The sequence below is a fragment of the Microbacterium hydrocarbonoxydans genome (genome assembly GCF_000956475.1).
In the GTDB taxonomy this organism is placed as follows: Bacteria; Actinomycetota; Actinomycetes; order Actinomycetales; family Microbacteriaceae; genus Microbacterium; species Microbacterium hydrocarbonoxydans_A.
Genome location: NZ_JYJB01000003.1, coordinates 98,997 through 113,755, shown reverse-complemented (window position 1 = coordinate 113,755; position 14,759 = coordinate 98,997). Strand labels below are relative to the sequence as shown.

Annotated in this window: 18 protein-coding genes; 10 read left to right on the top strand and 8 right to left on the bottom strand. The window is 68.2% G+C overall.

Translation table 11 applies throughout. The annotated features are described in order from the left end of the window. Positions 1–85: 85 nt before the first annotated feature. The 4 genes from RS84_RS00825 to RS84_RS00810 all read left to right on the top strand — a co-directional run bounded on the left by RS84_RS00825 (position 86) and on the right by RS84_RS00810 (position 3,532). Entirely contained in the window at positions 86–637 is a 552-nt protein-coding gene (locus RS84_RS00825) for a TetR/AcrR family transcriptional regulator (protein ID WP_045255859.1), read from the top strand. Positions 638–695: 58 nt separating this feature from the next. Then, positions 696–1,382 (top strand): response regulator transcription factor, encoded by a 687-nt coding sequence (locus RS84_RS00820; protein ID WP_045255858.1) that lies wholly within the window; start codon positions 696–698, stop codon positions 1,380–1,382. Between the two features lie 38 nt (positions 1,383–1,420). Further along, positions 1,421–3,118, top strand: coding sequence for a sensor histidine kinase (locus RS84_RS00815; RefSeq protein ID WP_045255857.1), 1,698 nt, complete (start codon positions 1,421–1,423; stop codon positions 3,116–3,118). Positions 3,119–3,244: 126 nt separating this feature from the next. After that, positions 3,245–3,532, top strand: coding sequence for a WXG100 family type VII secretion target (locus tag RS84_RS00810; RefSeq protein ID WP_045255856.1), 288 nt, complete (start codon positions 3,245–3,247; stop codon positions 3,530–3,532). Positions 3,533–3,594: 62 nt separating this feature from the next. Here RS84_RS00810 and groL read toward each other — a convergent pair whose 3' ends face one another. The 4 genes from groL to RS84_RS00790 all read right to left on the bottom strand — a co-directional run bounded on the left by groL (position 3,595) and on the right by RS84_RS00790 (position 7,184). Then, positions 3,595–5,214, bottom strand: a complete 1,620-nt coding sequence (gene groL, locus RS84_RS00805; protein WP_045255855.1) for a chaperonin GroEL — start codon at positions 5,212–5,214, stop codon at positions 3,595–3,597. Positions 5,215–5,336: 122 nt separating this feature from the next. Beyond that, complete coding sequence (locus RS84_RS00800; protein ID WP_045255854.1) at positions 5,337–5,915, bottom strand: LytR C-terminal domain-containing protein; 579 nt, start codon at positions 5,913–5,915, stop codon at positions 5,337–5,339. Positions 5,916–5,924: 9 nt separating this feature from the next. Further along, a complete protein-coding gene (locus RS84_RS00795; RefSeq protein WP_045255853.1) occupies positions 5,925–6,182 on the bottom strand; it encodes a DUF3263 domain-containing protein in 258 nt (85 codons plus the stop codon). A gap of 9 nt (positions 6,183–6,191) precedes the next feature. Then, entirely contained in the window at positions 6,192–7,184 is a 993-nt protein-coding gene (locus RS84_RS00790) for a DUF2332 domain-containing protein (protein WP_045255852.1), read from the bottom strand. A gap of 56 nt (positions 7,185–7,240) precedes the next feature. On the opposite strand from RS84_RS00790, the gene msrB reads away from it, so the two are divergent. Both msrB and RS84_RS00780 read left to right on the top strand, forming a co-directional pair. Beyond that, a complete protein-coding gene (msrB, locus tag RS84_RS00785; RefSeq protein ID WP_045255851.1) occupies positions 7,241–7,645 on the top strand; it encodes a peptide-methionine (R)-S-oxide reductase MsrB in 405 nt (134 codons plus the stop codon). Continuing rightward, the gene (locus RS84_RS00780) at positions 7,642–8,235 is read left to right on the top strand and encodes a nitroreductase family protein (protein WP_045255850.1); all 594 of its coding nucleotides are present in this window, start codon (positions 7,642–7,644) and stop codon (positions 8,233–8,235) included. Before msrB ends, RS84_RS00780 begins: the two co-directional genes overlap by 4 nt. 16 nt (positions 8,236–8,251) lie before the next feature. Here the strand turns inward: RS84_RS00780 and RS84_RS00775 are convergent, their stop codons facing one another. From RS84_RS00775 to RS84_RS00760, 4 genes are all read right to left on the bottom strand, one after another. Beyond that, positions 8,252–8,692: a MarR family winged helix-turn-helix transcriptional regulator gene (locus RS84_RS00775; protein ID WP_045255849.1), complete on the bottom strand. Its 441-nt coding sequence runs from the start codon at positions 8,690–8,692 to the stop codon at positions 8,252–8,254. Positions 8,693–8,717: 25 nt separating this feature from the next. Next, positions 8,718–9,173: a MarR family winged helix-turn-helix transcriptional regulator gene (locus tag RS84_RS00770; RefSeq protein ID WP_045255848.1), complete on the bottom strand. Its 456-nt coding sequence runs from the start codon at positions 9,171–9,173 to the stop codon at positions 8,718–8,720. Position 9,174: 1 nt separating this feature from the next. Beyond that, positions 9,175–10,830, bottom strand: coding sequence for an MDR family MFS transporter (locus RS84_RS00765; protein WP_082061981.1), 1,656 nt, complete (start codon positions 10,828–10,830; stop codon positions 9,175–9,177). Positions 10,831–10,908: 78 nt separating this feature from the next. Then, positions 10,909–11,859: a DMT family transporter gene (locus RS84_RS00760; protein ID WP_045255847.1), complete on the bottom strand. Its 951-nt coding sequence runs from the start codon at positions 11,857–11,859 to the stop codon at positions 10,909–10,911. 50 nt (positions 11,860–11,909) lie between these two features. Between RS84_RS00760 and RS84_RS00755 the strand changes: the two genes are divergently transcribed. The 4 genes from RS84_RS00755 to RS84_RS00740 all read left to right on the top strand — a co-directional run bounded on the left by RS84_RS00755 (position 11,910) and on the right by RS84_RS00740 (position 14,755). Further along, positions 11,910–12,563: an SOS response-associated peptidase family protein gene (locus RS84_RS00755; RefSeq protein ID WP_045255846.1), complete on the top strand. Its 654-nt coding sequence runs from the start codon at positions 11,910–11,912 to the stop codon at positions 12,561–12,563. A 2-nt stretch (positions 12,564–12,565) separates the two neighbouring features. After that, positions 12,566–12,949, top strand: coding sequence for an MmcQ/YjbR family DNA-binding protein (locus tag RS84_RS00750; RefSeq protein ID WP_045255845.1), 384 nt, complete (start codon positions 12,566–12,568; stop codon positions 12,947–12,949). An 88-nt stretch (positions 12,950–13,037) separates the two neighbouring features. After that, positions 13,038–13,949, top strand: a complete 912-nt coding sequence (locus RS84_RS00745) for an ABC transporter ATP-binding protein (protein WP_045255844.1) — start codon at positions 13,038–13,040, stop codon at positions 13,947–13,949. Further along, positions 13,946–14,755 (top strand): ABC transporter permease, encoded by an 810-nt coding sequence (locus RS84_RS00740; protein WP_045255843.1) that lies wholly within the window; start codon positions 13,946–13,948, stop codon positions 14,753–14,755. The genes RS84_RS00745 and RS84_RS00740 overlap by 4 nt, the downstream gene beginning before the upstream one ends. Positions 14,756–14,759 lie beyond the last annotated feature (4 nt).

Here is a 14,759-nt window from a genome sequence, read left to right as displayed (position 1 = left end):
CGCCTCGGGTCGAACCGGCCCTGCTCGAACTGTACTACGTTCATAGTGTTTTGTCACTATGAACGTAGTTGCCTATGCTCGGGTCATGAGCAGCACCCGCATCCGCGCCCTCGAGGCCGCCATCGACCTGATCGGCACGGAGGGGATCCGCGCACTGACGCACGGGAGAGTGGATGCCGCGGCAGACCTTCCGCCAGGGTCGACCTCCAATCATTTCCGCACGAGGGCGGCACTGCTCTCCGGGGTCATCGACTGGATCGCCGAGAGTGAGCGCGGGGAGGGAGGATTCCCCTCGCTCCCCTCCACGGAGGCCGCCCTCACCGAGATGCTCATACACGTGATGGAGCTCGAGTCCGGCCCGAGAGCCGCGCGTACCCGTGCTCGGTACGCGCTCTTCCTCGAGGCCGTCGATGACGAGGCGGTCACTCCCCTTCGGCGTCAGCGCCGGGTGTTCGAGGAGTGGGTGCGCTCCCTGCTCGGGACGATCGCCGGCCCGGATGCCGCAGACCGCGCTCCCATGTTGATGGCGGCCTGCGATGGCCTTCTGCTGCACCGGATCACGGTCGATCCCGACGCCCCGGTCGAGGCGTCGATCACCCTCGCGGTCGCCGTGGCGGTGCACGGACCCGCGACGTGACTTCGCCGCTCCGGCCGATAATCAGCATCTGCATGCGCGAAGTCACCATAATGGGGTCATGACTGCTGCGCGCATCCTGGTCGTCGACGACGAGCCGAACATCCGCGACCTGCTCTCCACAGGTCTGAGCTTCGCCGGGTTCCAGGTGAAGACGGTCGCCAACGGCGCCGCCACCATCTCGGCCGTCCTCGAGGAGGAGCCCGATCTCATCATCCTCGATGTGATGCTGCCCGACATGAACGGCTTCAGCGTCACCAAGCGACTGCGCGGTGCCGGCTTCACGGCACCCATCCTCTTCCTGACCGCGAAGGACGGCACAGAGGACAAGATCGAAGGTCTCAACGCGGGCGGCGACGACTACGTCACCAAGCCATTCAGCCTCGACGAGATCGTGGCCCGCGCACAGGCGATCCTGCGCCGCACGATGCAGGCCGACGAGGAGTCGATCATCCGCGCCGGCGAGCTGTCGATGGATCAGGACACCCACGACGTCCACGTCGGCAAGGAGTCGATCGAGCTCAGTCCCACCGAGTTCAAGCTGCTGCGCTACCTCATGCTGAATCCGAACCGGGTGCTGTCGAAGGCGCAGATCCTCGACCATGTCTGGGAGTACGACTTCAACGGCGACGCCGGGATCGTGGAGAGCTACATCTCCTACCTGCGCCGCAAGATCGATCCGCACACGGAAGAGTCGGTCATCCAGACCAAGCGCGGATTCGGTTACATGCTCAAGGTCGGCAAGTAGATCAGGCCACCTGCTGACGCCGACGACGGGAGGACCGCATGGCGCACAAGCCTGACGCGGTCACCCGCTGGTGGCGGGCCATCAGCCTGCGCGCCAAGGTCACCGGCGTCACCGTCGGCGTGCTCGCGCTCGGACTCCTCGTCGCCGGGCTCGGTACCGCGCCGATCCTGCGCAACGCGCTGATCGACAACATCGACTCGCAGCTGCCCGCTCTCGTCTCCGCCGATCTGGTGTCGACCTACTTCGACGTGACGACGGCCGACGGCGAGACCGTCTACACGCCCAAGGCCACGCCTCGGGACTTCTCCTTCGCCGTCTATGACCCCATCAGCGGCGTCCTCCAGGCGACCGCAGGGAGCGGAAACGGCCGTGACACGCCCCTCTTCCCCGCCAGCTACTCGCTCCAGGAGGCGCTGGCGAAGCAGGACGTGATCATTCAGCTCGAGGGCACGAAGGGCTCGAGCTTCCATGCGGCCGTAGCGAACACCCCGGGTGCCGGCGGCGGCGCGGTGCGCATTCAGCTCGTCGCGATGCCGCTCTCCGCCGCCGACCGCATCATCAGCCAGTACTTCGGCATCTACGTCACCGTGGCCCTCATCACCATCATCATCGCGGCTCTGCTCATCCGCGGTCTCGTCACCCTGACATTCCGCCGGCTCGGCCAGGTCGAATCCACCGCCATGTCGATCGCGGCCGGCAATTTCAGCCAGCGTCTCACCGACCTCGAGCCCACCACAGAAGTCGGTCGTCTCAATGCCGCGATCAACGCGATGCTCGATCGTGCCGACCATTCTCTCGCCCAGCGCGACCGCACGGTCAGGCACATGCGGCGCTTCATCGGGGATGCCAGCCACGAGTTGCGCACACCGCTGGTGAGCGTCCGCGGCTACGCCGAGCTGTATCGCATGGGAGCCATCAAGGGCGAAGAGGACACCGCCCGCGCCATGGAGCGCATCGAGAAGGAGGCGATCCGCATGGGCGTGCTCGTCGAGGACCTCCTCGCTCTCGCGCGCCTCGACGAGGAGCGTGAACCGGAGATCACCGCGATCGATCTGCGCCCGGTCGCCCGCGACGCCGCCCTCGACGTGCAGGCGGCCGCCCCCGGGCGCGCCGTGACCGTCGTCGACAAGACGCTCGAGGCGCCGCTCACGGCCCCCATCACCCGCCCGGCGAAGCCGGCGACGCAGCCGGCGCCCGCACCGCGGGGGCTCTCCCGTGCCTCGCTCGCACGCCTGCGCCGACGCACGCGCAATGCGCCAGCCGAGATGCCGGCGATCGACTTCACCGAGGTCGAGGACATTCCGGTGCGCACTCCCCCGATCGTGCTCGGCGAGGAGAACAAGGTGCGCCAGGTGGTCGCGAACCTTCTGGGCAATGCGCGCCGCTTCTCCCCCGACGAGAGCCCGATCGAGATCGTGGTCGACGCCGACCGCGTCGCGGGAACCGGCAGCATCGCGATCGTCGATCACGGCGAGGGCATTCCGCCGCAGATCCGTGAGCAGATCTTCGAGCGGTTCTGGCGCGCTGACACCTCGCGGGCGCGCGAGACCGGCGGATCCGGGCTCGGACTCGCGATCGTCGCCTCTATCGTCAAGGCTCTGCACGGCAGCGTGGCCGTGACCGAGACCCCGGGCGGAGGTGCGACGTTCACCGTGACGTTCCCGCTCGCACCGTCTCGTGCGACACCCGAGCATCTTCTCGAGGACACCCAGCCGCTCGACCCCCTCGAACTCTGAGTTCTCTCCTGCACATTCGCGTGGTCTGACGCGTTGTGCACATCGGGTGGGGATCGCGGCCGAGAGAGCGGATGCCGGCATCCGCTTCTCTATAGCGTCGGAACCCCACAGATCAAAGGAGTTCCCATGTCCGTCTTCACCGTCGACACCGAGGCCGTCTCCACCGCGCAGGGCTCCACCCGCGCCACCATGGAACGGCTGCAGAGCGAATCGGCGACTCTGATGGCCCAGCTCACGCAGCTCGAGTCGTCGTGGTCGGGTGCCGCGTCGGTCGCGTTCCAGAGTTGCGCGCAGCAGTGGCGCGGCGCCCAGCTGCACGTCGAGCAGGTCCTCGAGTCCATCGGCACCGCACTCGGCGGAGCGGCGACGCAGTATGCCGACGCCGATCAGTACTCGGCGAGCCTGTTCCGCTGACCCCCCCCGAAAAGCAGAAACGCCCCGGCCGGAGCCGGGGCGTTTCTGTCAGAAGGAATGGATCAGAAGTCCATGCCGCCCGACGGGTCACCCATCGGAGCCGCAGCCTTCTCGGGCTTGTCGGCGACGACGACCTCGGTGGTGAGGAAGAGGCCGGCGATCGACGCGGCGTTCTGCAGAGCCGAGCGCGTCACCTTGGCCGGGTCGATGATGCCGGCGGCGAACATGTCGACGTACTCGCCGGTCGCGGCGTTCAGACCGTGTCCCGACTCGAGCTCGGCGACCTTGTTCGCGACGACACCCGGCTCGAGACCGGCGTTCAGAGCGATCTGCTTCAGCGGAGCCTCGATCGCGACGCGGACGATGTTCGCACCGGTCGCCTCGTCGCCCGTGAGCGAGAGAGCGTCGAGCGCCTTGGTGCCCGACTGGATCAGCGCGACGCCACCACCGGGGACGATGCCCTCCTCGACGGCTGCCTTCGCGTTGCGGACGGCGTCCTCGATGCGGTGCTTGCGCTCCTTGAGCTCGACCTCGGTCGCAGCCCCCGCCTTGATGACGGCGACGCCACCGGCGAGCTTGGCGAGGCGCTCCTGCAGCTTCTCGCGGTCGTAGTCGCTGTCGGTGTTCTCGATCTCGCGACGGATCTGCGTGACGCGACCCTCGATCTGCGCGGCCTCGCCTGCGCCCTCGACGATCGTCGTCTCGTCCTTGGTGACGATGACCTTGCGTGCGCGACCCAGCAGGTCGAGCGTGGCGTTCTCGAGCTTGAGGCCGACCTCTTCGGTGATGACCTGGCCGCCGGTGAGGATCGCGATGTCCTGCAGCTGAGCCTTGCGGCGGTCGCCGAAGCCGGGAGCCTTGACGGCGACCGACTTGAAGATGCCCTTGAGCTTGTTCAGCACGAGGGTCGCGAGAGCCTCGCCCTCGACGTCCTCGGCGATGATGACGAGCTCCTTGCCGTCCTGGATCACCTTGTCGACGATGGGCAGAAGGTCCTTGATGTTCGAGATCTTCTGGTTCGCGATGAGGATGTAGGCGTCTTCGAAGACCGCTTCCTGGCGCTCCGGGTCCGTCACGAAGTACGGGTTCAGGTAGCCCTTGTCGAAGCGCATGCCCTCGGTGAGCTCGAGCTCGGTGCCGAAGGTCTGCGACTCCTCGACGGTGACCACACCCTCCTTGCCGACCTTGTCGATCGCCTCGGCGATGAGCTCGCCGATCGCGGTGTCAGCGGCCGAGATCGATGCGGTCGCAGCGATCTGCTCCTTCGAGTCGATCTCCTTGGCGCTGGAGAGCAGCTCCTCGGTGATGGCCGCGACGGCCTTCTCGATGCCGCGCTTGAGCGAGATCGGGTCGGCGCCGGCTGCGACGTTGCGCAGACCCTCGCGGACCAGTGCCTGGGCGAGGACGGTGGCGGTGGTGGTTCCGTCGCCGGCGACGTCGTCGGTCTTCTTGGCGACCTCCTTGACGAGCTCCGCGCCGATCTTCTCGTACGGGTCGTCGAGCTCGATCTCCTTGGCGATGGAGACACCGTCGTTCGTGATCGTGGGGGCGCCCCACTTCTTCTCCAGCACGACGTTGCGACCGCGCGGGCCGAGCGTTACCTTGACGGCGTCGGCGAGAATGTTGAGGCCGCGCTCGAGGCCGCGGCGGGCCTCCTCATCGAAAGCGATGATCTTTGCCATGAGTTTTGTCGTCCCTCCTGGACGTAGACGTTGGGTTTAGCACTCAGAGTGAGAGAGTGCTAACGCCATTCTGGCACTCGACCCCATCGAGTGCAAGCTGCCGGGAGAGACGCGAGCGGCGTTCAGGAAGCCGGAGTGTCCTCGGGGGTCGATGGTGCGGAGCTCGAACGATCGAGGCCGATCACCATGACCAGCTGCTTGCCGTCGGTGTTGTTCATGTCCGCGTAGAAGTCGCTCTGCTCGACCTCTGCACCGCCGATGAGATTGGCGAGACCGATCGCGGCGAGCTCGTCTGCCGCGTCGACGTAGTAGACCGTGGTGGTCGAGAAGTCCTTGCTCGTGCTGTCGCTCGCGAACACCGTGTCAGCCGCCCAGCCGCCGTTCAGCAGCGTGTCGCGCATCTGCGTGTCGAGGCCCTCGTCCGGAGTCGCGTTGAGGATCGTGACCGAATACGTCGTATCGACGACACCGGTCTCGACCGGGGTCGGCGTCGAGCTCGGCACCGCCTCGGGGAAGAGGGAGATCCGCCCCATGACCACGAGCGAGCCGAAGATGCCGCCGATGATGAGCACGAGGGCGGCGACGAACGACCACAGCAGAACGACCCAGCCGTTCATGCCCGGAACCTCGGCGCGGTGCGCCCCTACTCGTCCAGTCGAACGGGGGACGTCGTCGAATCGGTCTCGGGTGGGCTTGGACACCCCTCGATGCTAGCCGACGAATCCCGGAGTCCGTGTGGAGCGCTGCAGCGCCCGCGCATCGCGGATGCGGCGGAGTCGCCCGACGAGCATGGGGTCGTAGCGGAGAGCCTCTTCCGACTCGATCAGGCGGCCGAGCAGCTGGTAGTACCGGGCGGCGCTCATGCCGAGCTGGGCGCGGATGACCTCCTCCTTCGCCCCGCTGTGCCGCGGCCACAGGGTCTCCAGCGCGAGGATCGCGCGATCTCGCTCCGTCAACTCACCCAGCATGGGATCAGACTAGATCGGCCGGGACGCGGTTCCGGTGCGCCACTCCCATCGACGCCCGAGCGGGTCCGACGCCGCGCGCACCGATCCGTCGAGGGCCACGACGAATCCCGGCCAGCTCTCGGCGTCGACCGGCGGATCCCACACGTCCAGAAGTGCCGGCGGATCGATCGTGATCCACCGGGCGGGCAGACGGCGGATGCTCTCGACGAGCGCTGTCCTGGGCTCACGCGGGATGTGCACGAGCACCCCCGGCGTCGTGATCACGAGAGTCGCTCCCGCCGGCGCCGAGCGCGCGAGAGCGTCGATCTCCGCAAGCGCGTCGCCCGCCACGAGCATCGGCGGGTCGGACGCCGCGATGTCGAGCGCCGCAGTCACGCGCTGCTCGCGCCCCTCCTCCCCCGGCCACACGAGCCCCTGCAGCCAGCGACGGTCACGGTCATCGGCGGCGTCGAGCGGCGCGAGGTCCACTCCCGCGCGCCACACGACGTGCGGCAGGCGCATGGGCGGGAGGGGGCCGGTGACCACGCTCTCCAGCACGACGGGCGAGGGGCCGGCCGCGGGGTCGATCGCCTGGCGCAGCGCGCCTGCGTCGTCGACGAACCGGTACGAGTAGCGATCCGGGTACAGGCACAGGCCTGCCGACGCGCCGACCTCGAGCAGTGCGATGGGGCCGTCGATCTCGCTGAGCACGGGCAGCAGCGGGGAAAGACGCAAGGGCTCGTTGGTCTGCAGTCGCCGTGACGAGCTCTCGGTGACGATCTCGTCGGCGTGGGCGAGCACGAAGTCGCGCCACTGCGCGAAGCCGGTGAGACGGGCGCCCAGCATCCGCGTCACGGCGAAGACCAGCGGGGGCTGCCGCCGGTTCTCGGGAATCCGCTCGAACACGCCTCTGATCGCCGCGTCCGCGGCCACCCCGCGCGCCCATTCGGCGTACAGCTCGCTGCGCCCCGGCGCCTCCTCTTCGGCGAATCGCGCATATCGGCGCTGCACGGCATCCGTCATGCGTCCATTCTGGTCGCACTGCGCCCGGTCACAGGCAGACGCGAGAGAATGTACGCATGTCGTACAGCGTGGACAAGACCGAAGAACAGTGGCGCGAGGAACTCGGCGCCGATCAGTACGCAGTGCTGCGCCAGGCCGCGACCGAGCGCGCATGGACCGGACAGCTGCTCGACGAGAAGCGCGCAGGCCTCTACACCTGCGGTGCCTGCGGTGCCGAGCTCTTCAAGAGCGGCACGAAGTTCGACTCCGGATGCGGGTGGCCGAGCTTCTACGAGTCGATCCGCCCCGAGGCGGTCGAGCTCATCGAGGACACGAGCCTGGGCATGGTGCGCACCGAGGTGCGCTGCGCGAACTGCGGCTCGCACCTCGGCCATGTCTTCCCCGATGGCTTCGGCACTCCGACCGGTGACCGCTACTGCATGAACTCCATCGCGCTGAACTTCACGCCGGACGCCGAGTGAGCGCCCTCGAGGCGGTCCGCTCGCGTCAGTCCTGGTCGAAGGTCACGGAGCTCGCGCCGGGCCGTGAGGAGCTGCTGCATCTCGTGGCGGCCGCCGGCCGCGTGGCCGACCACTCCTCGCTGCGGCCCTGGCGTCTGATCGAGCTCCGCGGCGCCGACCGCGAGGTCCTGGGAGCTGCGATCGCCAAGGCCGAGGGCGACTCGTCGCCGTCGTCGAAGCCGCTGCGCGCTCCGCTGCTCATTGCGGTGGTCGCGAGCTACCGCAAGAGCGAGAAGGTTCCGCGCTGGGAGCAGGAGGCCGTCGCCTCCGGCGTCGCTCACATGCTGAGCCTGCTGCTCGACGAAGCCGGCTGGGGCGTGCTCTGGCGCACGGGTCACTACACGCGGTCCAAGGCCGTCGCCAAGGTGCACGGCCTCGGCAAGGATGAAGAGCTGCTCGGCTGGCTCTATGTCGGAGGCAAGCCGGCCGGAAAGCGCCCGGGCCGCCGCAAGGCCGTCGACGCCCGAAGGCTCCTGACCCGCATGCCCAAGGCGGAGAAGGCGTCGTCGAAGCAGGACAAGCCTGCCAAGAAGTCCAAGAAGAAGAAGTAGCCGTTGCGGGGGCGGCTCAGCCGCCCAGCGACGCGAGAAGGTCGGCGAAGTGGTCGAGGTCATCGGCCGACCACGCTTTCAGCCGCTCGCCGAGACGTTCCTCGTAACGGGCTCGCGCGGCGGCGACGCGCTCCTGAGCAAGATCCGTGGCGACCAGCACGCGCGCGCGGCGGTCGTCGGGGTCGCGCACGCTCTCGACGAGTCCCAGCTCCTCGAGCTGGCGCACCTGTCGGCTCACGGCAGATTTGTCGGTCTGCAGGCGCTCGATGATCGCTCCGGCCGAGGTCGCCTTGCCCGTCGCGATCGACGTCAGCACCTGGTAGCCGAGAGGCTGCAGAGCGGGATGCACCGTGACCGCCGCTTCGCGCCAGCTCACGCGGATCCGGGCGATGAGTCCGGCGAGCTCGTGCTCGACCCTGGCCACGGCGAGATCGAGGTCGGAGGGTTCGTCGGTCATGCTCGCCAGTGTAGAGCGCCGTGCCTCAGGCCTCGGCCAGGAGGCGGAACACCTTGGACGCCGTCGTGATCTCGTCGACGGTGAGCTCGCCGATCGCGGCGCGCAGGCGCAGGGCGTACTCGGCCCGCACCCGCGCGAGCGCCTCTCGCGCCTTCGGCGTCACCGTCAGGACCCGCAGCCGACCGTCGCGCTCATCGGGGCGGGATTCGAGCAGGGCGTGGCATTCCAGCATCCGCACCTGCCGGCTGATGACCGACTTGTCCATCTCGAAGCGCTCGGCCAGCTCGTGCGCGCTCGATGCTCCTGCGCCGTCGAGGAAGGTCAGGAGCTTGTATCCGGTGACGTGAAGCTCGGGATCGATGCGCGCGGCGGAGTCCTTCCAGAGCAGCCGGGCCTTCGCGAAGATCAGGTTCAGCTGCCCTTGGAAGTCGGCCAGGGCGCCGTCGACATCCGACGGCACCGAGGCTTCCGTGACGGTCATCTCAGCGCCGTGACGGCTCGGCGCCGACCACGCCGATGGTTCCGGTCGACGCGCCGACTTCGGCTTCGGCGACCTCGATCGCCGATTCCTCCGCCTGCTCTCGCAGCTGCTCGGCGGCGTTCTTGGTCGACAGCGGCTTGTTCTTGATGAACGCGATCGCGATGATCGCGAGCACCGCGAGCGGGATGGCGATGATGAACGCATCCGCGATGCCGTGGCCATAGGCGCTCTCGACGATCGAGCGGATCGCGTGGGGCAGCTCCGACACCTTCGGCACGTCGCCCGAGGCGAGGTGCTTGAGTGCGGCGACCTCATCCTCGTTCGTCGGCGTGAAGCCGGTCAGCCCGTCCTTCACGTAGGTCGTGACGCTGTTCGAGAGCATCGAGCCCATGACCGTCACGCCGATGGTTCCCGCGATCGTGCGGAAGAAGTTCACGTTCGACGAGGCCGCGCCCAGCTGCGTGGGCGGGGTGTCGTTCTGCACGATCAGCGTGAGGTTCTGCATGACCATGCCGAGACCGGCGCCCAGCACGAACATGTACACGGCCACGAGCGGGAACGGGGTGTCGTAGCGCAGCGTGGCCATCAGGCTCACGCCGATCGTGGTGAGCACGGAGCCGACCAGCATCCACCCCTTCCACTTGCCGAAGCGGCTCACGAGCTGGCCGATCACGATCGAGGCGCCCATCTGGCCGACGATCATCGGGATCGTCATGAGGCCCGACTCGGTCGGCGTCGCGCCGCGCGCGAGCTGGAAGTACTGCGCGAGGAAGACCGAGGTCGCGAACATCGAGACGCCGATCGCGATCGACGCGATGACCGAGAGCGTGAACGTGCGATTGCGGAACAGCGACATCGGGACGATCGGCTCCTTGACCACGAACTCGACCGCGATGAAGGCGATGATGGCGAGGCCCGCGACCGCGGCGAGCGCATAGCTCGTCATCGAATCCCAGTCGAACTCGCTGCCGCCCATGGAGACCCAGATGAGCAGGGTCGATACGCCGACGGCGAGAAGCACGATGCCGAAGTAGTCGATCGAGACCTTCGCCCGAGCGGGCTTGGGCAGGTGCAGTGTGAACTGCAGGAGCACGAGGGCGACGACGGCGAACGGAACGCCGACGAAGAAGTTGGCGCGCCAGCCCCACACATCCGTGATGAGACCGCCCAGCAGCGGCCCGCCGATCGTGCCGAGGGCCATGATGCCGCCGACCACGCCCATGTACTTGCCGCGTTCGCGGGGCGAGATGATCAGCGCGACGGCGATCATCACCAGGGACATGAGTCCGCCGACGCCGATGCCCTGCACGACGCGGACGGCGATGAGCATGTTCGTGTCGGTGGAGAATCCAGCGATCACAGTGCCCGCAGTGAACAGGATCAGGGCGATCTGGATGAGGATCTTGCGGTCGACGAGGTCGGCGAGCTTGCCCCAGATCGGGGTGGACACGGCGGTCGCGAGCAGGCTCGCGGTGATGACCCAGGTGTACTGGGACTGCGTGCCGCCCAGGTCGGCGATGATGACGGGCATCGAGGTCGACACGACGGTGCCGGAGAGCACCGCGACGAACATTCCGACGATGAGGCCGGAGATGGCGGTGAAGACCTCGCGTGCCGAGCGCGCGGTCTCGGGCGGCGTGGAAGAAGTGGTTGTCACAGTGATGGCTCCTGCGTAAATAGTTGATCTTCATCAACTGTACGCCTTTAGTTGCCGAAACGCAACTATCGACTGCGATCAACCATTTCGAGGTCGGCGGCGCCGCGGCACCGCCACGACGACCGAGAGGACCGCCACCGTGATCATGGCGACGAGCTGCCACAGCTGAGGCCCCGCATCAGCAGGCCAGAGCAGATCGATGAGGACGGATGCCGTGAGCTGCCCGAGCACGGAGCCGAGCCCCATCAGCAGCACGCCCGTGTGCGCCACGATGAAGGCGCCGAGAAGGATGTATGCGAAGCCGAGCAGACCGCCGAGATACAGCCAGGGATCGGCGGGCGGCTGCTGCGGCAGACCGCGGATCAGGATGCTGACGCCCGCGGCGAGGGCGAGCGCGATGACCCCGCCGATGAAGCTCATCAGCGTCGCCGCCATCGGCGACTGCACGCGCTGTGCGAGCCGCCCGTTGGCCGCCGACTGCCACGCGATGCCGACTCCGGCCGCGAACGGCAGCAGCAGCATCCACAGCGGCGCTTCGGCGAGCACATCACCCGAGAGTGAGATCGCGACCGCACCGAGGGCGAAGACGCCGCCCAGCACACGGCCGGGCGTGACGGCGACGACCCCGGCCGGCCCGACGCCCAGCCGATCGAGCACGAGCCCATGCAGGGTCTGGCCAGCCACGACCCCGACTGTGAACAGCGAGACGCCGAGCACGCCGGCCGTGATGCCCTGCGTCGAGACGGTGAGGGCGCCGCAGGTGCCGCCCAGGAGCATCCAGAACGGGATCGTCCTTGCGCGCACGCCGCGCCACAGGCGCGCAGCTCCTCGCCTCGCCGAGGGGATGCACGGGATGACGACGATGAGGATCAGCAGACCCACCGCGAAGGAGATGAAGCCCGCGACGATGCCGTTGTCGACCTCGACCCCGAGCACGCCGTTCACGCGAGCCTGCACGGCCGTCATGACGCCGATCGCGACCGCGCCGCCGAGGGCGACAGGGGTGGGCAGGGGGCGTTTCGCGGTCACCTCTCGACCCTAGCCGAGCGGATGTCGGTGCCCGGAGCTAACCTGTCTGCATGTGCGCGAGCTACGGCCTGGATCCCCGCTTCACCGATGACGAGCTGCTGGCCGAGGCCGACGAGGCCCTGATCGAGGGTCTCAGGGAGTGGGCCGAGGCCAACGCCGGCGAGACGCTGCGCCCGACCGGCAAGAATCTCCGCAATCTCAGCCCGATCGTCATCGATGCCGACGGGCAGACCACGCTCGAGCCCGCATGGTGGGGGTTCCTCGTGAACGGCGAGCCGGCGAAGTTCCCCTCGATCAACACCCGGTCCGAGCGGCTGCAGGAGCGAACGGGGGCTCTGAAGTCGCGCGCGCTGGTTCCCGCGACCGGGTGGTACGAGATGAAGAAGCCCGAGCGCGTCTGGCACGAGTTCGGTCTCGACACCTCGGCCCTGTTCGGCATGGCAGCCGTCACGCAGCGTGGCCGGACGGCCGACGGCCAGTGGTTCACCTGCTACTCCATCGTGATGCGCCCGGCCCCCGCGCACCTGGCAGACCTCCATGACCGCATGCCGGTGCTCATCCCGACGGCTTTCGCGCAGGACTGGCTGCGGGCCCAGGGCGACCGCGAACTCATCGACGAGGCGCTGCTGGCCGCGGCATCCCTCGACGACCGGGTCGTCGCCGTGCCCCGCGCCGACGACAAGGGCGCCGAGCGGCTGTTCTGAGGATGGATGCCGAACACCTGATCTCCCTCGCCGCGCAGCGCGCCGAAGAGCTCCCTGGCGCGACGCGCGAGAATCCCTTCGGACCCGACTGGGACGTCTACAAGGTACGAGGACGCGTGTTCCTGCTGATCCCCCTCGACCGTACGGGCCGCGTGACGCTCAAGTCGCACCCCGACGACTCGGTCGCTCTGCGCGAGACGTTCGCCGACATCTCGCCCGGCTACCACATGAACAAGAAGCACTGGATCACGCTGACACCGGGCCCGTCGCTCGAAGCGGGACTCGTGACCGAGCTCGTGACCGAGTCGTACCTGCTCGTGGTCGAGAAGCTGCCGCGGGCGATCCGCCCTGTCGACCCGGACACCTTCGGCCGGCCCAGCTCCTGAGCATCCGCCACAGGGAGGACACCGCCGTGCTCGAGGACGGTACTCGGGGAGGACGCGGGGAGCGGATGCCGCCGCATAGCGTGGAGGCATGATCACAGCTGAAGGCCTCACGAAGAGGTTCGGAGACAAGACCGCCGTTCAGGACGTGTCGTTCACCGTCAAGCCGGGAAGCGTCACCGGGTTCCTGGGGCCGAACGGTGCGGGCAAGTCGACCACGATGCGTATGATCGTGGGACTCGACCGCCCGACCTCGGGTCGCGCGACCGTCGCAGGACGCGAGTACCGCAGGCTCCGCGCTCCCCTCACAGAGGTGGGCGTGCTGCTCGACGCCAAGGCCGTGCACACCGGACGCACCGCGCGCAACCATCTGCGCGCCATGGCCGCGACCCACGGCATCCCCTCGACGCGCGTCGACGAGGTCATCGACCTCGCCGGGATCGGATCCGTGTCCCGCAAGCGCGCCGGCGGGTTCTCGCTCGGCATGGGGCAGCGACTGGGCATCGCCTCCGCGCTGCTCGGCGACCCGCACACGCTGATCCTCGACGAACCGGTCAACGGCCTCGACCCTGAAGGCGTTCGGTGGGTGCGGCAGTTCGTCCGGCACGCAGCATCCGAGGGGCGCACCGTGCTGCTGTCGAGCCATCTGATGAGCGAGATGGCCCAGACCGCCGACCATGTGATCGTGATGGGCCGCGGCCAGGTGCTCGCTGACGCGCCTCTCGAGGAGCTCGTGCGCGCATGGACCGTCAACACCGTGCGCGTGCGCACGCCTCGCGCCGCCGACCTGGCCGCGGCGGTCGGCGGACCATCCGTCGAGATCGTGAGCACCGCACCCGACCTGCTCGACATCGTGGGCCTCCCCGCAGCCCGGATCGGCGACCTCGCCGCCGACCGCGGCATCCCGCTGCACGAGCTCACCCCGACCACCGGCTCGCTTGAAGAGGCGTATATGGCCCTCACCGGCGACTCCGTCGAGTACCGCACCAAGGAGATCTCATGACCGTCCAGGCCCCTCCCCTCACCCGGCCCCGTGCCGACACGGTCCACAGGCCCAGCTTCCTGCGTTCGCTGCACGGCGAATGGATCAAGCTCGCCACTCTTCGGTCGACCTGGTGGTCGATCGCGATCGCAGCCGCACTCACGATCGGCATCGCCATGCTCATCGCTCAGGCGGTGGATCAGCCAGGGTTCGATCCGATCCAGGCCGTCGTGATGCCGATCCAGTTCACGATGCTGCTCGCCGGCATCCTCGGCGCCATCTCCGTCACCGGCGAATACTCGACCGGGATGATCCGCTCCACGTTCGCGGCGAACCCGGTGCGAGGATCGGTGCTCGCGGCGAAGGCCGTGGTCATCGCCCTCTTCCTGTTCGTCTCGTCGCTGCTGACCTTCTTCGCGGCCGCGCTCGCCGTCACGGCAGTGGTCTCGACGCGGGATCAGAGCATCGACTGGTCGGACCCCTCGGCGTCGCTCCTCCCGATCGTCGTGTCGTCTCTGGCGATGGCCGTGTTCGCCCTGATCGGGGTGGCATTCGGATTCATCCTCCGCTCGGGAGCGGGTGCGATCGCCGCCACCGTCGGCCTGCTGTTCGTGCTGCCGATCGTGGCGAACTTCTTCATGCTGGCCGGCGAGTCCTGGGCCTGGGTCATGGATGCCGCGGCGTACCTGCCGGTGGCGGCTGCGCAGAGCGCGATCCTGACCGATGGCGCGGCTCTCGAGACCCCGGTCGCCTACCTCACCCTGGCCGCATGGGTGGCCGCGGGAATGCTCGGCGCCTGGGCCGTGCTGCGCACCCGCGACGCGTAGAGTC

Excerpts from the sequence above, each read along its gene's own strand:
- RS84_RS00820 (WP_045255858.1), top strand. The coding sequence starts at position 696 with ATGACTGCTGCGCGCATCCTGGTCGTCGACGACGAGCCGAACATCCGC.
- msrB (WP_045255851.1), top strand. The coding sequence starts at position 7,241 with ATGTCGTACAGCGTGGACAAGACCGAAGAACAGTGGCGCGAGGAACTC.
- RS84_RS00795 (WP_045255853.1), bottom strand. The coding sequence starts at position 6,182 with ATGCTGGGTGAGTTGACGGAGCGAGATCGCGCGATCCTCGCGCTGGAG.
- RS84_RS00745 (WP_045255844.1), top strand. The coding sequence starts at position 13,038 with ATGATCACAGCTGAAGGCCTCACGAAGAGGTTCGGAGACAAGACCGCC.
- RS84_RS00770 (WP_045255848.1), bottom strand. The coding sequence starts at position 9,173 with ATGACCGTCACGGAAGCCTCGGTGCCGTCGGATGTCGACGGCGCCCTG.
- RS84_RS00775 (WP_045255849.1), bottom strand. The coding sequence starts at position 8,692 with ATGACCGACGAACCCTCCGACCTCGATCTCGCCGTGGCCAGGGTCGAG.
- groL (WP_045255855.1), bottom strand. The coding sequence starts at position 5,214 with ATGGCAAAGATCATCGCTTTCGATGAGGAGGCCCGCCGCGGCCTCGAG.
- RS84_RS00755 (WP_045255846.1), top strand. The coding sequence starts at position 11,910 with ATGTGCGCGAGCTACGGCCTGGATCCCCGCTTCACCGATGACGAGCTG.
- RS84_RS00810 (WP_045255856.1), top strand. The coding sequence starts at position 3,245 with ATGTCCGTCTTCACCGTCGACACCGAGGCCGTCTCCACCGCGCAGGGC.
- RS84_RS00740 (WP_045255843.1), top strand. The coding sequence starts at position 13,946 with ATGACCGTCCAGGCCCCTCCCCTCACCCGGCCCCGTGCCGACACGGTC.
- RS84_RS00750 (WP_045255845.1), top strand. The coding sequence starts at position 12,566 with ATGGATGCCGAACACCTGATCTCCCTCGCCGCGCAGCGCGCCGAAGAG.
- RS84_RS00825 (WP_045255859.1), top strand. The coding sequence starts at position 86 with ATGAGCAGCACCCGCATCCGCGCCCTCGAGGCCGCCATCGACCTGATC.
- RS84_RS00790 (WP_045255852.1), bottom strand. The coding sequence starts at position 7,184 with ATGACGGATGCCGTGCAGCGCCGATATGCGCGATTCGCCGAAGAGGAG.
- RS84_RS00815 (WP_045255857.1), top strand. The coding sequence starts at position 1,421 with ATGGCGCACAAGCCTGACGCGGTCACCCGCTGGTGGCGGGCCATCAGC.